At 69.4% G+C, this 16,512-nt stretch carries 17 protein-coding genes; all 17 read left to right on the top strand.

Annotation, left to right across the window (positions count from 1 at the left end):
- Positions 1-98 precede the first annotated feature (98 nt).
- The 17 genes from ASD93_RS07795 to miaA all read left to right on the top strand — a co-directional run bounded on the left by ASD93_RS07795 (position 99) and on the right by miaA (position 16,496).
- Complete coding sequence (locus ASD93_RS07795; RefSeq protein ID WP_056124175.1) at positions 99-908, top strand: thymidylate synthase; 810 nt, start codon at positions 99-101, stop codon at positions 906-908.
- Positions 905-1,414 carry a dihydrofolate reductase gene (locus tag ASD93_RS07790; RefSeq protein WP_056121086.1) on the top strand — a complete coding sequence of 170 codons (510 nt, stop codon included), beginning with the start codon at positions 905-907 and terminating at the stop codon, positions 1,412-1,414. Before ASD93_RS07795 ends, ASD93_RS07790 begins: the two co-directional genes overlap by 4 nt.
- 10 nt (positions 1,415-1,424) lie before the next feature.
- Positions 1,425-2,189, top strand: a complete 765-nt coding sequence (locus tag ASD93_RS07785) for an SDR family NAD(P)-dependent oxidoreductase (RefSeq protein WP_056121084.1) — start codon at positions 1,425-1,427, stop codon at positions 2,187-2,189.
- A gap of 46 nt (positions 2,190-2,235) precedes the next feature.
- A complete protein-coding gene (gene dapA, locus ASD93_RS07780; RefSeq protein WP_056121082.1) occupies positions 2,236-3,213 on the top strand; it encodes a 4-hydroxy-tetrahydrodipicolinate synthase in 978 nt (325 codons plus the stop codon).
- Between the two features lie 117 nt (positions 3,214-3,330).
- The gene (locus ASD93_RS07775) at positions 3,331-5,007 is read left to right on the top strand and encodes a ribonuclease J (protein ID WP_056121080.1); all 1,677 of its coding nucleotides are present in this window, start codon (positions 3,331-3,333) and stop codon (positions 5,005-5,007) included.
- Between the two features lie 63 nt (positions 5,008-5,070).
- A complete protein-coding gene (locus ASD93_RS07770) occupies positions 5,071-5,565 on the top strand; it encodes a GNAT family N-acetyltransferase (protein ID WP_056121079.1) in 495 nt (164 codons plus the stop codon).
- Between the two features lie 71 nt (positions 5,566-5,636).
- On the top strand, positions 5,637-8,318 hold the full coding sequence (locus ASD93_RS07765; RefSeq protein ID WP_056121077.1) for an FtsK/SpoIIIE family DNA translocase: 2,682 nt from the start codon (positions 5,637-5,639) through the stop codon (positions 8,316-8,318).
- A 26-nt stretch (positions 8,319-8,344) separates the two neighbouring features.
- A complete protein-coding gene (gene pgsA / locus ASD93_RS07760) occupies positions 8,345-8,917 on the top strand; it encodes a CDP-diacylglycerol--glycerol-3-phosphate 3-phosphatidyltransferase (protein ID WP_056121075.1) in 573 nt (190 codons plus the stop codon).
- A complete protein-coding gene (locus tag ASD93_RS07755; protein WP_056121073.1) occupies positions 8,914-9,384 on the top strand; it encodes a CinA family protein in 471 nt (156 codons plus the stop codon). The genes pgsA and ASD93_RS07755 overlap by 4 nt, the downstream gene beginning before the upstream one ends.
- Positions 9,385-9,543: 159 nt before the next feature.
- Positions 9,544-9,852 (top strand): helix-turn-helix domain-containing protein, encoded by a 309-nt coding sequence (locus ASD93_RS07750; protein WP_056121071.1) that lies wholly within the window; start codon positions 9,544-9,546, stop codon positions 9,850-9,852.
- Positions 9,853-9,894: 42 nt separating this feature from the next.
- A complete protein-coding gene (locus ASD93_RS07745) occupies positions 9,895-10,116 on the top strand; it encodes a DUF3046 domain-containing protein (protein WP_056121069.1) in 222 nt (73 codons plus the stop codon).
- Positions 10,117-10,377: 261 nt separating this feature from the next.
- The gene (gene recA / locus ASD93_RS07740) at positions 10,378-11,430 is read left to right on the top strand and encodes a recombinase RecA (RefSeq protein ID WP_056121067.1); all 1,053 of its coding nucleotides are present in this window, start codon (positions 10,378-10,380) and stop codon (positions 11,428-11,430) included.
- Positions 11,431-11,432: 2 nt separating this feature from the next.
- Positions 11,433-12,122, top strand: a complete 690-nt coding sequence (locus ASD93_RS07735) for a regulatory protein RecX (RefSeq protein ID WP_056121065.1) — start codon at positions 11,433-11,435, stop codon at positions 12,120-12,122.
- Between the two features lie 53 nt (positions 12,123-12,175).
- Positions 12,176-13,093, top strand: a complete 918-nt coding sequence (locus ASD93_RS07730; RefSeq protein WP_056121063.1) for an ABC transporter ATP-binding protein — start codon at positions 12,176-12,178, stop codon at positions 13,091-13,093.
- On the top strand, positions 13,090-13,968 hold the full coding sequence (locus tag ASD93_RS07725; RefSeq protein WP_056121061.1) for an ABC transporter permease: 879 nt from the start codon (positions 13,090-13,092) through the stop codon (positions 13,966-13,968). The genes ASD93_RS07730 and ASD93_RS07725 overlap by 4 nt, the downstream gene beginning before the upstream one ends.
- Positions 13,969-14,022: 54 nt before the next feature.
- Positions 14,023-15,573, top strand: a complete 1,551-nt coding sequence (gene miaB, locus ASD93_RS07720) for a tRNA (N6-isopentenyl adenosine(37)-C2)-methylthiotransferase MiaB (protein WP_056121060.1) — start codon at positions 14,023-14,025, stop codon at positions 15,571-15,573.
- Positions 15,573-16,496, top strand: a complete 924-nt coding sequence (gene miaA, locus ASD93_RS07715; protein ID WP_056124171.1) for a tRNA (adenosine(37)-N6)-dimethylallyltransferase MiaA — start codon at positions 15,573-15,575, stop codon at positions 16,494-16,496. The genes miaB and miaA overlap by 1 nt, the downstream gene beginning before the upstream one ends.
- Positions 16,497-16,512 lie beyond the last annotated feature (16 nt).

The following is a 16,512-nucleotide window of genomic DNA, read 5'->3' as shown; positions in this document are numbered from 1 at the left end:
GGTTAGCTCTGTTCACCTGAATGGATACCGGATGCCGGAATGTGACGTTCCGGGCGTAACAGAGCCCCGTGGGGGAGGGCGCGGGTATCGTGGCAGCCGTGACCAGCGCGATCCCCACCCCGTACGAGGACCTCCTGCGCGACGTGCTGGAGCACGGCACGCACAAGGACGACCGCACCGGCACCGGAACGACGAGCGCCTTCGGGCGTCAGATCCGGTTCGACCTGTCGCAGGGCTTCCCGCTCATCACGACGAAGCGCGTGCATTTCAAGTCGATCGCGTACGAGCTGCTGTGGTTCCTGCGCGGCGAATCGAACGTGCGCTGGCTGCAGGAGAACGGCGTCACGATCTGGGACGAATGGGCCGACGACGAGGGCGAACTCGGCCCCGTCTACGGCGTGCAGTGGCGCTCGTGGCCCACGCCCGACGGTGCGCACATCGACCAGATCTCGCAGGTCATCGACCAGATCCGCGCGAACCCCGACTCCCGGCGCCTCCTCGTCTCGGCGTGGAATCCGGCCGACATCCCCGACATGGCGCTCGCGCCGTGCCACGCCATGTTCCAGTTCTACGTCGCCGACGGCCGGCTCTCGTGCCAGCTGTACCAGCGCAGCGCCGACCTCTTCCTCGGGGTTCCGTTCAACATCGCCTCGTACGCCCTCCTGACGCTCATGGTTGCTCAGCAGACCGGACTCGAGCCGGGTGACTTCGTGTGGACGGGCGGCGACTGCCACATCTACGACAACCATCTCGAGCAGGTGCGCGAGCAGCTCACGCGCGATCCCTACCCCTTCCCGACGCTGCGGTTCGCGCGCACGCCCGACTCGATCTTCGACTACGCGTTCGAGGACTTCGTCGTCGAGGACTACCAGCACCACCCGGCGATCCGGGCAGCGGTCGCGGTATGACCGCACGCATCGGCCTCGTGTGGGCCGAGGCATCCGGTGGCGTGATCGGTGCGCAGGGCGGCTTGCCGTGGCACGTGCCCGAGGATCTGGCGCACTTCAAGGAGGTCACCTCCGGGGCGCCGGTCGTCATGGGCCGCAGGACCTGGGAGTCACTTCCCGACGGGTTCCGTCCCCTCCCCGGGCGACGCAACATCGTCGTGACGCGCTCCGGCGAGTGGACTGCACCGGGCGCCGAGCGCTCTGCTTCGCTCGAAGCGGCGCTGGCGACGGCGGCGGACTCCTCGCCCGAGTGGATCTGGGTCATCGGCGGCGGCGAGCTCTTCCGCGAGAGCATCGGATCGGCCGATCGCCTCGAGGTGACCGAGCTCGATCTCGCGGTCGACGGCGACACCTTCGCGCCCGACCGTTCGGAATGGCGCACCGTCGCCGCGGAGCCGGCCGAAGACTGGAACACGTCGAGGAGCGGCATCCGCTACCGGTTCCTCCGGTTGGAGCGACCGGCCTAGGCTTTCCCGCATGGCGAAGACAGTGGTGATCACCGGAGCGAGCTCAGGTCTGGGTGCGGAGTACGCGCGGCAGCTCGCGGCTCGCGGCGCCGACCTGGTGCTCGTGGCGCGAGACCGCGAGGCACTGGACGACCTGGCTCGCGAGCTGATCCCCCGACACCACGTCGGCGTGGAGGTGATGGCGCTCGACCTGCTGAAGCCGCGACAGCGCAAGAAGCTCGAGCGGCGCCTCGCCGATCACGAGCATCCCGTCGAGATGCTCGTCAACAACGCCGGATTCGGGCTGCCGCTGGCGTTCGACCGCAACGACGTCGAGGACGAGGTGCGACACCTCGACCTGCACGTCGAGGTGCCGCTGCGGCTCACCCACGCGGCACTGGGCCCGATGCTCGCCCGCGGTCACGGCCGCATCCTCAATGTGGCATCCGTCGCCGGGTTCACACCGCGCTCCACCTATGGCGCGTGCAAGGGCTGGCTCATCAGCTTCAGTCGCTGGGCGAACGTCGAGTACGCCAAGCGCGGAGTCACGGTGACCGCGGTGTGCCCGGGGTTCACCCACACGAACTTCCACGAGCGCGCGGGGCTCCCACCCGGGCAGGAGGGCGTGCCCGACTGGATGTGGCTCGACGCGCCGACCGTCGTCGGCGAATCACTCCGAGACGCCGCGCGTGGGCGCGCGGTGTCGATCCCGTCCACCAAGTACAAGACGCTGGTCGCGCTCACGCGGTTCGCCCCCTCGGCGCTCGTGGCACGCGCCGCCGCAACAGGACGCTGAGCCCTCCCGCACCGCGCGGGCCGCGGCATCCCGATAACCTGGGGACATGACGCACACGGGCAACCCCTTCGGACAGGTTCTCGTCGCGCTCGTCACCCCGATGACGGCCGACGGCGAAGTCGACTGGGCCGCTGTCGAGAAGCACATCGACGACGTGATCGCCGCCGGCGCCGACGGCATCGTCGTCACCGGCACCACCGGCGAGACCTCGACCCTCACCGATGCCGAGAAGATCCGTCTCGTCGAGGTCGGCAAGGACGTCGCCGCGGGCCGGGCGAAGATCATCACGGGCGGCGGCTCCAATGAGACGGCCCACGCGATCGAGCTCTACAAGGCCAGCGAGAAGGTCGGCGCCGACGGCATCATGATCGTCACGCCGTACTACAACAAGCCGACGCAGGCGGGCATCCTCACCCACTTCCGGCTCGTCGCCGATGCCACGGACCTGCCGGTGATCCTCTACGACATCCCCGGCCGCACCGGTGTGCCGATCCGCTACGAGACGATCCTTCGCCTGGCCAAGCACCCGAACATCCTCGCGATCAAGGACGCCAAGGGCGACTTCAGCGAGGTGAGCCGTGTGCTCAACCAGACCGACCTGATGTACTTCTCGGGCGATGACGCCAACGTGCTGCCGCACCTCGCGATCGGCGCGACGGGCCTCATCGGCGTGACGGCGAACATCGCACCGGCGCCGTACCGGGCCATCGTCGACGCCGTCAACGCGGGCGACCTGAAGACCGCGACCGCCGCTCACCAGCAGCTCGAGCCGCTCGTGCGCGCCGTGATGACGCACGTGCCCGGAACGGTCTCGGCGAAGTACATCCTGCACGGCCTCGGCCGTATCGGCAGCCCGCGCGTGCGCCTGCCGCTGGTCGGACCCGAGGAGTGGGAGGCCGCGAAGATCGAGGACGAGCTCGCCCTGGTGACGGGCGTCCCCGGCGCCGACTTCTCCAACTTCCGCCCCGACCGCAACGCCGCCGCCGGCGGCGCCCTGCCGAAGGTCTCGGGCACCACGAGATGACAATGAGCACCGGCGCCTCCAGAGCGAGACGCCGGCGCGAGAACGAAGCGGATGCTGCGGCATCCGGAGCATGCACCGGCCCCGCCGGCGCATCGGAATGAGTCCAGGAGGCCGACCATGCCCAGCACCCCGTTCGACCCGCCCGCCCTCCAGCCGGGCACCCTCCGTGTGACGCCGCTCGGCGGACTCGGAGAGGTCGGCCGCAACATGACCGTCTTCGAGTACGGCGGAAAGCTCCTCATCGTCGACTGCGGCGTTCTGTTCCCCGAGGAGCATCAGCCCGGCGTCGATCTGATCCTTCCGGACTTCGAGCCGATCAAGAGTCGCCTCGACGACATCGTCGGCGTGGTCCTGACCCACGGCCACGAGGACCACATCGGGGCGGTTCCCTACCTTCTCAAGCTGAAGTCCGACATCCCGATCGTCGGTTCCGGCCTGACCCTCGCGCTCACCGAGGCGAAGCTCAAGGAGCACCGGATCCGGCCGTACAGCCTGACGGTGGCGGAGGGCCAGCGCGAGACCCTCGGGCCGTTCGACCTCGAGTTCATCGCGGTGAACCACTCGATCCCCGACGCGCTCGCCGTCGCCGTGCGCACGCCGGCCGGCCTGGTGCTGGCCACGGGCGACTTCAAGATGGACCAGCTGCCGCTGGACGGCAGGCTCACCGACCTGCGCGCATTCGCCCGCCTCGGCGAGGAGGGGGTCGACCTCTTCCTCGTCGACTCCACGAACGCCGACGTGCCGGGGTTCACCCCGCTGGAGCGCTCGATCGGCCCGGTGCTCGACCAGGTGATCGGCAGGGCGCCGCGCCGGGTGATCGTCGCGAGCTTCTCGAGCCACGTCCACCGCGTGCAGCAGGTGCTGGATGCCGCAGCCGCCCATGGCCGCCGTGTCGCGCTCCTCGGTCGCAGCATGCTGCGCAACATGACCATCGCCGAGGATCTCGGGTACCTCAACGTCCCCGAGGGCGTCCTCATCGACTACAAGAAGGCTCGAGACCTTCCCGAGGACCAGATCGTCTACATGTCGACCGGGTCGCAGGGCGAGCCGATGGCGGTGCTCAGCCGCATGGCCAACCTCGACCACGCGATCGAGCCCGGTCCGGGCGACACCGTCATCCTCGCGTCCAGCCTCATCCCCGGCAACGAGAACGCGGTCTACCGCGTGATCGACGGCCTCACCAAGCTCGGAGCGAACGTCGTCCACAAGGGCAACGCGAAGGTGCACGTGTCCGGTCACGCCGCGGCCGGCGAACTGCTCTACTGCTACAACATCCTCAAGCCGAAGAACGTGCTGCCGATCCACGGCGAGTACCGCCACCTCATGGCCAATGCGCGCCTCGCGCAGGACACCGGCATCGACCCCGAGCGCACGATCCTCGCTGAGAACGGCACCGTGATCGACCTCAAGGACGGGGACGCGCGCGTCGTCGGACAGCTCGATCTCGGCTTCGTGTACGTGGACGGATCGTCCGTCGGGGAGATCACCGATGCTGACCTGAAGGACCGCCGGATCCTCGGCGAGGAGGGGTTCATCTCGGTGATCGTCGTGGTCGACGCCTCCACGGGCAAGGTGATCTCGGGACCCGAGATCCATGCGCGCGGCTTCGCCGAGGACGACGCGGTGTTCGACAGCGTCAAGCCGAAGATCGCTGCCGCGCTGGCCGAGGCCGCGAAGTCGGGCGTGCGCGACCCGCACGCACTGTCGCAGGTCGTGCGCCGCACGATCGGCCGCTGGGTGAACCAGTCGCTGCGCCGGCGGCCGATGATCATCCCGCTCGTCATCGAGGCGTGACACCCTCCGTCACGCACTGACGTGCGGGACGAGGCATCCGTCGTCCGTCGCTAAACTCGCGGCATGCCCCCCTCCTTCTCCGTTCGCGCCGCCACGCAGGCGGACGGCGCGTTCCTCGGGGACATGGTCGTCGAGGCGGCCAACTGGCGCCCGGGCGGCGGTCAGCCGAAGCATCAGCTGATCGCAAGCTCCGAGCACAGCCGCTACGTCTCGGGATGGATGCGCCCGAGCGACGCCGGCTTCGTCGCCGAGGATGCGAACGGCCAGCCGATCGGGGCCGCGTGGTACCGGATGCTGCCCCGCAGCGATCCCGGGTTCGGCTACGTCGGGACCGGCGTGCCCGAGCTGATCATCGGCGTGCGGCCGATCTGGCGCGCGCACGGCGTCGGCCGCGCGCTGCTGCAGCGCCTGTGCGACCACGCGCGCTCGCAGGGATTCGGGCGCATGAGCCTCAGCGTCGAGCGCGGCAACTTCGCTGCGACGCTGTACCGCAGCGAGGGATTCGCCGTCGTCGAGGCCGGTCACGGGCGCGACACCATGGTGAAGCGCCTGCGCTGAGGCGGATCCGGCGCCGCGGAAGCTCCGCGCGGCTCCGCGGAAAAGTCGGGGGCCCGGCATACCGTGGGGGAATGGCCAGGAGCTCCAGCCCGACCAAGAACGGTCGCGCGCCCTCACGCACGCAGGCATCCTCGTCGCGCGCCAAGAAACCCGCGCCGGCGCCGACGCGCTATGTCGGCGAGACCGATCGGCCTCCGCTGCTCGCACGCGCGTGGCTGGGCCTCGCGCACGCGACGGGCGCACTGTTCCGGGCGTTCGGACCCGAGACGCTCGAGAAGGATCAGCGCCGCGACGGCTTCCCGTTCCTGCTGGTGCTGCTCGCGGTGGCGGGCGCCGTCAACGAGTGGTTCTTCATCGGCAACGAGGTCGCCGGTGGCATCAGCGCCTTCACGGTCGGCGGCCTCATCGGCCGCGAGGCCTTCATCCTTCCCGTCCTGCTGCTCGTGCTCGCGGGCTGGATGTTCCGCCACCCGTCCTCGGTGCATGACAACGGACGCATCGGCATCGGCTTCGGCCTGCTCATCTGGACGATCGCCGGCTTCTGCCATGTCGCCGGCGGACGCCCGCAGCCGAGCGAGGGTCTCCCCGCGCTCAGTGAAGCCGGCGGCCTGTTCGGGTGGATGCTCGGCGAGCCGCTCGCGCTCGTGCTCACCGACGTCGGCGCGTACATCGTGCTCTCGCTGCTGGCCGTCCTCAGCATCCTGATCATCACGAAGACTCCGCCGAACCGCATCGGGCGACGCCTCGGCGAGCTGTACGCGTGGATGTTCGGCGCCGAGCCCCGTCCCGCGACGGACGTGACGGATGCCGCATCCGACGACGCCGACACCGACGACCCGTCGCTGCCGTGGTGGCGCCGCAACAAGACCGGGCGTGAGAAGGATCCCGACGGGGTGCTCGGGTCGGACGACCTCACCGCACTGCTCGCACCCGGCGCCTCGCAGGGCGGATTCGACCAGGTCTTCGAGGCGCCGCCCGCGTCCGAACCCGACCCGGCCGACGCGCTCACCGAGATCATCGACCCGGCGGTGCTGACCGCCGCGAAGGCGTCGAAGGCGTCGAAGACGTCATTGCGCGACGACAGCGACGACCCGCTCGAGGACGGCGTGCTGCCCGGACTCGCGGGCATCGGCACCGACGCGCCCGCGGCGGCGACCACGGCGCCTTATCGACTGCCCGCCGTCACTGCACTCGCAGCCGGCACACCGCACGTCGCGCGCTCGCAGGCCAACGACGACACCGTCAAGGCGATCACCAGCGTGCTCGAGCAGTTCTCGGTCGACGCGCGTGTCACCGGCTTCTCCCGCGGCCCGACCGTGACGCAGTACGAGATCTCTCTCGGGCCCGGCGTGAAGGTCGAGCGCATCACGGCGCTCACCAACAACATCGCCTACGCGGTCGCCTCGAACGAGGTCCGCATCCTCGCGCCCATCCCCGGCAAGAGCGCGATCGGCGTGGAGATCCCCAACGCCGACCGCGAGATCGTGACGCTCGGTGACGTGCTGCGGTCGCAGAACGCGCAGCAGTCCACGCATCCGATGACGATCGGCGTCGGCAAGGACGTCGGCGGCGGGTACGTCGTGGCGAATCTCGCGAAGATGCCGCACCTCCTGGTGGCGGGTTCGACGGGCTCGGGCAAGTCCAGCTTCGTGAACTCGATGATCACGAGCCTCCTGATGCGGGCCAAGCCCGCCGACGTCCGTATGGTGCTCATCGACCCGAAGCGCGTCGAGCTCACCTCCTACGCGGGCGTGCCGCACCTCATCACGCCGATCATCACGAACCCGAAGAAGGCGGCCGAAGCGCTGCAGTGGGTCGTGAAGGAGATGGACATGAGGTACGACGACCTCGCGTCCTTCGGCTTCCGCCACATCGACGACTTCAACCGGGCGGTCGTCGCCGGCGAGGTCATCCTCCCGCCCGGCAGCGAACGGGTGCTCAAGCCCTATCCGTACCTCCTCGTCGTGGTCGACGAGCTCGCCGACCTCATGATGGTCGCCCCGCGCGACGTCGAGGACTCGATCGTGCGCATCACCCAGCTCGCGCGTGCGAGCGGCATCCACCTCGTCCTCGCCACGCAGCGCCCGTCCGTCGACGTGGTGACCGGACTCATCAAGGCCAACGTCCCCTCGCGTCTCGCGTTTGCGGTGACGAGCGTGACCGACTCGCGCGTCATCCTCGACCAGCCGGGCGCCGATCGCCTCATCGGGCAGGGCGACGGGCTGTTCCTCCCGATGGGAGCCTCCAAGGCGCTGCGCGTTCAGGGAGCCTGGGTGAGCGAGCTGGAGATCGAGAAGGTCGTCAAGCACGTCACCGCGCAGGCCCGTCCGGAGTATCGCAACGATGTCGCCGTCGCGGCCGAGAAGAAGGAGATCGACGCCGACATCGGCGACGATCTCGAGCTTCTGCTCGCGGCTGCGGAGCAGATCATCTCGACGCAGTTCGGATCGACCTCGATGCTGCAGCGCAAGCTCCGCGTCGGCTTCGCGAAGGCCGGCAGGCTGATGGACCTGCTCGAATCCCGCGAGATCGTCGGCCCGTCCGAGGGCTCGAAGGCCCGCGATGTGCTGGTCACGCCCGATCAGCTTCCGGCGGTGCTGGCCCGCCTGCGGGGCCAGGACGTTCCGGATGCGCCGGCACCGGCATCCGATCCCTACGGCGCCGACGCCGTCGACGCGCAGTACGGCGGCTACCCGGTGGTCGAGGGCGACGAGGGGTCCGAGGACGCCTGGGGCCTGACCGGCCGCGACTGACGCGGTCGCACGGTTAGGCTCGGCCCATGGCGATTCCGCGGCAGCTTCCGAACACCATCACGATCGTGCGCATCCTGTGCGCGCCCGTGTTCCTGTGGATGCTGCTGGCCGACGGCGGCACCGACGGCCCGCTGCGCTGGTGGGCGGCGGTGCTGTTCATCGTCGCGATCGCCACCGACGGCATCGACGGGTACCTGGCCCGCCGGCACCACATCGTCACCGACCTGGGCAAGCTGCTCGACCCCATCGCCGACAAGGTGCTCACCGGGTTCGCCTTCATCGGGCTCTCCATCCTGGGCGAGCTTCCATGGTGGATCACGATCGTCGTGCTCGTGCGCGAGGTCGGCATCACCGTCCACCGTCTGATCGTCGCGAGCGACCACGTGGTCGCGGCGGCATGGATGGGCAAGCTGAAGACGCTCGCGCAGGGGGTGGCCCTGTCGCTCGCCCTCCTGCCGCTGTGGACCCTCGTCGGCGACTGGATCTTCTGGGTCAACGGCATCACGATGACGATCGCCGTCGTGCTGACGGTCGCGAGCGGCATCGACTACGTCATCACCGAGGCTCGGGGGGCGCGGCGCGCGAAGGACTCGGCATGACGGCGGCCGCAGCGCTCCTGGCCGCGCTGGCCGCGAAGGGGTGGACCGTCGCGGTCGCGGAATCGCTCACCGGAGGTCTCGTCACCTCCACGATCGTCGAGGTGCCGGGAGCGTCCGCCGCTCTGCGCGGGGGAGTCGTCGCCTACGCGACAGACGTCAAGCGCGACGTGCTCGGGGTCGACGCCGCTCTGCTCGCCTCGGCGGGAGCGGTCGACCCGGCGGTCGCGTGGCAGATGGCCGTGGGCGTCCGACGCCTTCTGGGTGCCGACGTGGGGATCGCCACCACGGGCGTCGCAGGGCCGGACCCGCAGGACGGCACACCCGTTGGCACGGTGTGCATCGCCGTGGTCACGCCGGAGGGCTCCTCGGGGTCGACTCTCGTGCTCGAGGGCGATCGCACGGCGATTCGGGAGGCGGCGGCCACGGGGGCGCTGAGAGCGGCGATCGCCCGGGTCTCCGACCCGTGAGCGATCGGTCGCACGATGTGGGAACACACCGTGTTTCTTCTCGGTTACATTCGGTGATTCCCACCCATTCCCCAGTTCGCGGGATTAGATTGGCATCATCCGGTGCTGTACTGTTGTCCACCCGGACAAGCGGAATCAGAAGTGAGGAGGGGGCCCACAATGATCCTGGTTCGTCAAGAGATCGGCGAAGTGCTTCGTGACTTCCGCCAGCAGAAGGGTCGCACCCTCCGTCAGGTCGCGAGCCGCGCCAGCGTGGCGCTCGGCTACCTGAGCGAGGTGGAGCGAGGCCAGAAAGAGGCATCGAGCGAGATCCTCGCATCGGTCGCCGAGGCGCTCGATGTGCCCATCTCGATCATCATGCGCGAAGTCGGCGACCGCATCTCGGTGCTCGAGGGCCTCCAGACCTTCCCCGACGTGGTCCCCGACGATCTCGTCGCCGCCGTCGACGCCGAGCTGTCGCTCCGCTGACGCCTTCCTCTTCCACCGCCTCTCCGGGAGTCGCACGCCTTCATGCGCCGCAGTGAGTTCGACCGGGCCGTCGACGACGAATTCGGGCTGCGTGGCGACGCGCTCGTCGTCGACCTCGTGCTGCCCGGAGCCGGCGGCCGCACCGCTGCCGAAGCACTGAAGGCGGGCGTGCCGCCGCGCGAGGTGTGGCTGGCGCTGTGCGCCGAGACCGACGTTCCGCTCGAACGGCGTTACGGCGCCGGTCGCCTCGAGCCCAAGCGCTGAGCCACGCGTTCGAGGCCGCGCGAGTGGAGAAATCGCGGCGTGTCCTTTCGAACGGGTGTTCGATACCGGCGTAGGCTTCTGCACAGCAGGTGTCGAGGACGTTTCTGTCCCCGAGAGCGGGGGAGCGAAGACGGATGTCGGAGCCCTTCCCTAGCGTGGACAACGTCGAACGACACCTCACGCCTTGTCGCAGCATCCGTCCCACCGGGGCCGGAGCGCGACAGCCTACAGGCGACGGAACGCGAGCATTAGGAGCACGTCATGCCCTCAGCAGTTGACCGCGAGAAGGCCCTCGAATCGGCCCTCGCCCAGATCGACCGGCAGTTCGGAAAGGGCTCGGTCATGCGACTGGGCAGCGACGAGCGTGCTCCCGTCGAGGTCGTCCCCACGGGATCGATCGCCCTCGACGTCGCGCTCGGCATCGGTGGTCTTCCCCGTGGCCGCATCATCGAGATCTACGGTCCCGAGTCGTCGGGTAAGACCACGCTCACGCTCCACGCGATCGCCAACGTGCAGCGCGCGGGCGGCATCGCCGCGTTCATCGACGCCGAACACGCGCTCGACCCGGACTACGCGCAGAAGCTCGGCGTCGACATCGATTCCCTGCTCGTGTCGCAGCCCGATACCGGTGAGCAGGCGCTCGAGATCGCCGACATGCTGGTGCGCTCCGGGGCGATCGACCTGGTCGTCATCGACTCCGTCGCCGCGCTCGTGCCCAAGGCCGAGATCGAGGGCGAGATGGGCGACACGCACGTGGGTCTGCAGGCGCGCCTCATGTCGCAGGCGCTGCGCAAGCTCACCGGTGGGCTCAACCAGACCAACACCACGATGATCTTCATCAACCAGCTGCGCGAGAAGATCGGTGTGTTCTTCGGCTCTCCCGAGACCACTGCCGGTGGCAAGGCGCTGAAGTTCTACGCCTCCGTCCGCCTCGACATCCGCCGCATCGAGACGCTGAAGGACGGCACCGACGCTGTCGGCAACCGCACGCGCGTCAAGGTGGTGAAGAACAAGATGGCCCCGCCCTTCAAGCAGGCCGAGTTCGACATCCTCTACGGCGTCGGCATCTCGCGCGAGGGCAGCCTGATCGACTTCGGCGTCGAGCACGGCATCGTCAAGAAGTCCGGCGCCTGGTACACCTACGACGGCGAACAGCTCGGCCAGGGCAAAGAGAATGCGCGCAACTTCCTCATCAAGAACGAAGACGTCGCGGCCGAGATCGAGTCGAAGATCAAGGCGAAGCTCGGCATCGGCCAGCCGAAGGCCGTCGAAGTTCCCGTTGACGACGAGCTGGCTCAGCGCCGCCCGGCCTGATCATGACGGCATCGCACGGGGGCGAGCGGTCGGTCGCGGCCGATGGGCTCGCCCCCGTCATCCCTCTGTTCGGCGGCTCCGAGCCGCAGGTCGCCGCGCGGTCGGTGTCGCGCGCCGAAGCGGCTGAGCCGACCGAGGCAGAGGAGTGGCACCCCACGTGGGTCGCCGAGCATGACTCTCCCGACGTCGACGAGGCGATCGCCGAGGCGACGGACCTCGCCGAGAAGGCGCTCCTGAAGAAGCTCCGGGCGCGCTCTCTTTCCGTATCGGAGGCCCGCGCGGTGCTCCGGGAGCGCCAGCTCGACACCGAGGCTGCCGAACGGGTGCTGCAGAGCCTCGAGGAGTACGGGTACCTCGACGACGCGGCCCTCGCCGACCAGCTGATTCACTCCGCCGTCGATCGCAAGGATCAAGGTAGACAGGCGATCGCGCAGACCCTCGCGAAGCGGGGCATCCGGCGCGATATCGCCGACGCGGCGCTCGCGACACTGCCCGACGACGACGCCGAGCGCGCTCTGGAGTTCGCCCGGGGCAAAGCCAGGTCGCTGTCATCTGTGGAGCGTGAGACTGCGCTCCGCCGGCTGACCGGGCAGCTCGCCCGACGCGGATATCGCGGGTCGGTCGCGATGGCCGCGGCGCGCGCGGCCCTCGACGAGCAGGACCGCGGAGCGGCCGGCGTCCGGTTCCGCTGAGCCGCGCGGTCATCCGGCTCCCCGATATCGTCGGACGGGACGAGAGGAGCGGCATGGCCGTCGAAGTCGAGGGACTGACGAAGCGATATCGCGCGAAGACCGCCGTGGACGACATCTCCTTCGTTGTCCCCAGCGGTGGAGTGTTCGCCTTCGTCGGCACGAACGGTGCCGGCAAGTCCACCACCATCGGCTGCCTCACCACGGTGCTGGGGTTCGATCGGGGGATCGTCCGTGTCAGTGGATTCGACGTGCGCAGCGAGAGCGATCGCGTGCGGGAGAGCATCGGGGTCGTCTTCCAGGACTCGCTCCTCGATCCGCTGCTCAGCGTGCGAGAGAACCTGCGGCTGCGGGGGCAGCTGTCCAGAGTCGCGAAGACGTCGATGGGCATGCGGATATCCGAGGTGTCCGAGCTCATCGGCCTCGGGGGCTTCCTCGACGCGCGATACGGAACCCTCTCGGGCGGGCAGCGCCGGCGGGTCGACATCGCACGCGCGCTGCTGCACCGCCCGGCCGTCCTGTTCCTCGACGAGCCGACGGCGGGACTGGACCCCGCGAGTCGTGCGCTCGTCTGGCACACCCTGCATGAGCTCAGCGCGCCGGGCGACCTCACGATCTTCCTCACGACCCACTACCTCGAAGAGACCGAGCAGGCCTCGCGAGTGTGCATCATCGACGAGGGCCGGATCATCGCCGACGACACCCCGTCGCGACTGCGCGCCCAGCACAGCAGGAGTGTTCTGACGGTGACCACCGCCGATCCCGAGGGGCTCATCACGCTCGCACGGCTCGCCGGCGGCGACCCGGAGCGCGACGGCGACACCGTGGTGATCGGCGTTCGCGATGCGAACACCGCCCGAGGCATCCTCTCGTCCCACGGGGAAGCCGTCCGCGACTTCGAATTCCGCCATGGGCGGATGGACGACGTGTTCCTGGCGCTCACGGGCCGATCCGCACAGGAGACGGCGGCATGAGCGTCGTGCTGGCCATCGTGGGCCGCAACCTGCGGCTGTTCTTCCGTGATCGGCTGAACGTCTTCTTCTCACTGCTCGGCGCCATCATCCTGTTCGCGCTCTACACGCTGTTCCTGGGCAACCTGCAGACCGAAGACCTCGTCGCATCCGTTCCCGGTGCGAGCGCCGACGAGGTGCAGGCGTTCGTGGACAGCTGGATGTTCGCGGGAATCGTGCTCATCACGACGGTCACCACCGGCCTGGGCGGCCTCTCCGTCCTCGTCGAGGACGACCAGTCCGGCCGCTTCAAGGACTTCCTGGTCGCGCCCCTGCGCCGCGGGCAGCTCGTGCTCGGGTACCTCCTGTCGGCCGCCACCATCGCCGTGCTGATCTCCACAGCGGTCCTCGTGGTCAGCGTCCTCTACCTCGGGCTCCTTCGCGGCACCTGGCTGAGTCCCGGCGCCATCGTCCGAAGCCTCGGGATCGTCGTGCTCTCCTGCATCGCCTTCACGTCGCTCTCCGCGCTGATCGTGTCGTTCGTGCGTACGACGGGCGCCTACTCCGGCCTCGCGACGATCGTGGGCACCGTCCTCGGATTCGTCGCTGCCGCCTACATTCCGGTGGGCGTGTTCCCTCCGGCGGTCGCATCCGTCGTGTCGGCTCTGCCGTTCGCGCAGGCAGGGATGCTGCTGCGCCGCGAGTTCTCCGACGACACCCTCGCGGCGATGACCGCCGACGCGCCGGGCGCCGATGACGCCCTGCGCCTCGTCTACGGGCTGGATCTGCAGGTCGGCGAGTGGATGGTGCCCGCGTGGTTCGTCGTCGTCAGTCTCATCGTGCTCGCGATCGTGTGCACGACCCTGTCGGCGATCCGCATTCGCCGGCGCATCCGCTGAGCGAGATCCGGCACCGCCGAGGACGGTCACGAGGACTCGTAGAATGTGAGCACCATGTCTTCTCCGTCCTCCGCGCCGACGATCATCACGGCGTCGCCCGCGTCGCACACCGCTGACGGCCGTGCGCGCACCTACGAGGTGCGCACGTTCGGCTGCCAGATGAACGTCCACGATTCGGAGCGGCTCTCCGGGTCACTCGAGAGCGCCGGCTACGTCCGCGCCGAGACGGGCGAGGACGCCGATGTCGTCGTCATCAACACGTGCGCCGTGCGCGACAACGCCGCCGGCAAGCTGTACGGCACGCTCGGCCACCTGAAGTCGCGCAAGGACAAGCACGAGGGCATGCAGATCGCCGTCGGCGGCTGCCTCGCCCAGATGGACAAGGACACCGTTCAGCAGAAGGCGCCCTGGGTGGACGTCGTCTTCGGCACCCACAATATGGGCTCGCTGCCGAGCCTCCTCGAGCGCGCGCGCCACAACGGCGAGGCCGAGCTCGAGATCCTGGAGTCGCTCGAGATCTTCCCCTCGACCCTTCCGACCAAGCGGGACAGCATCCACAGCGGCTGGGTATCGATCTCCGTCGGGTGCAACAACACCTGCACGTTCTGCATCGTGCCGAGCCTCCGCGGCAAAGAGAAGGATCGCCGCCCCGGCGACATCCTCAACGAGATCCGCCTCCTCGTCGACGACGGCGCGATGGAGGTCACGCTCCTCGGTCAGAACGTCAACTCCTACGGTGTCGAGTTCGGGGACCGCCAGGCGTTCGGCAAGCTGCTGCGCGCCGCAGGCGAGATCCCCGGCCTCGAGCGCATCCGCTTCACGAGCCCCCATCCGGCCGCATTCACCGACGACGTCATCGACGCGATGGCCGAGACGCCCGCGGTCATGCCGCAGCTGCACATGCCGCTGCAGTCGGGCAGCGACCGCGTCCTCAAGGCGATGCGCCGCTCGTACCGGAGCGACCGATTCCTCGGCATCCTGGACCGCGTGCGCGCGAAGATGCCGGATGCCGCCATCTCGACCGACATCATCGTCGGCTTCCCCGGCGAGACCGACGAGGACTTCGCGGACACCATGCGCGTCGTCGAGCAGGCCCGGTTCGCGAGCGCATTCACCTTCCAGTACTCGATCCGAGAGGGCACGCCCGCGGCGACCATGCCCGACCAGGTTCCGAAGGAGGTCGTCCAGGAGCGCTACGAGCGACTGATCGCGCTCCAGGAGCGCATCTCGCTGGAAGAGAACCAGAAGCAGGTCGGCCGCGAGCTGCAGGTGCTCGTCGCCACCGGCGAGGGCAAGAAGGACGCGGCGACGCACCGGCTCACCGGGCGGGCCGAAGACAACCGCCTCGTTCACTTCGAGGTGCCTGCGGGATCGGACATCCCGCGTCCCGGCGACCTCGTCAGCGTCGTCGTGACCCACGCAGCCCCCTTCCACCTGCTGGCGGACTCCACGGACGGCGCGCCCCTGCGCATCCGCCGCACGCGGTCGGGAGATGCGTGGGATCGCACGCAGGCCGAGTCCTGCGGCGTCCCGGCGCCGGCAGGCGAGAGTGATGCGCCACGCGCCGTGTCGCTCGGACTCCCGACGCTGCGCATCGGCGTGTGATCGCTCAGGCCGGCCCGCCGCGACTGTGGGGGGTGGTCGGCGCCACCGGCACCGGCAAGACGGCGCTGTCGCTCGATCTCGCTGAGGCGCTCATCGCGAGCGGTGTCCCCGCCGAGATCGTCAACGCCGACGCCATGCAGCTCTACCGCGGCATGGACATCGGCACGGCCAAGCTGCCCGACGCGGAGCGGCGCGGCATCCGTCATCACCTCTTCGACGCGCTCGACGTGACCGAGGACGCCGCCGTGGCGTGGTACCAGGATGCCGCGCGCCGCGTCATCACCGAGATCCACGGCCGCGGCTCCGACGCGATCCTCGTCGGCGGCTCGGGGCTCTACGTCTCGAGCGTCGTCTTCGACTTCCGCTTCCCGCCCCACGACGTCGCGCTGCGAGCCGGACTCGAGGCCGAGCTCGAGGCGCAGGGCCCCGGAGTGCTGTTCGCACGCCTGCGCGCCGTCGATCCCGTCACCGCCGCGCGCGTCGACCCGAAGAACGGCCGGCGCATCGTGCGGGCGCTCGAGGTGCTGGCGCAGGGCGCTCCCACCCATGGGGCGGCCCTGCCAGACGAGCCGGTGCTGTGGCACGACCCGACGACGCTGATCGGCGTGTCCCTGCCACGCGACGAGCTCGTCGCGCGCCTCGACGTCCGCGTCGAGCGGATGTGGCAGGACGGCCTGCTGGACGAAGTCGCCGCGCTGCGCGACGCCGGACTCGAGGACGGCGTCACCGCGCGCCGCGCGATCGGCTACGCGCAGGCGCTCGCGCAACTCGACGGGCGGCAGACCGAGCGCGAGGCCATCGCCGAGACGCAGGCGCTCACGCGGCGGTACGCGCGCCGGCAGGTGTCGTGGTTCAAGCGCTACGACGCGGTGCGCTGGGTCGAGCCGGGGCACCCCCCGGCCGACCTCATCGACCTCGCCTGAGACCGGCCGAACGCCG

Origin of the sequence: Microbacterium sp. Root180 (genome assembly GCF_001428485.1) — a bacterium.
In the GTDB taxonomy this organism is placed as follows: Bacteria; Actinomycetota; Actinomycetes; order Actinomycetales; family Microbacteriaceae; genus Microbacterium.
Note: the sequence above shows the minus strand (reverse complement) of the source record. Positions and strands in the feature narration are given on the sequence as shown.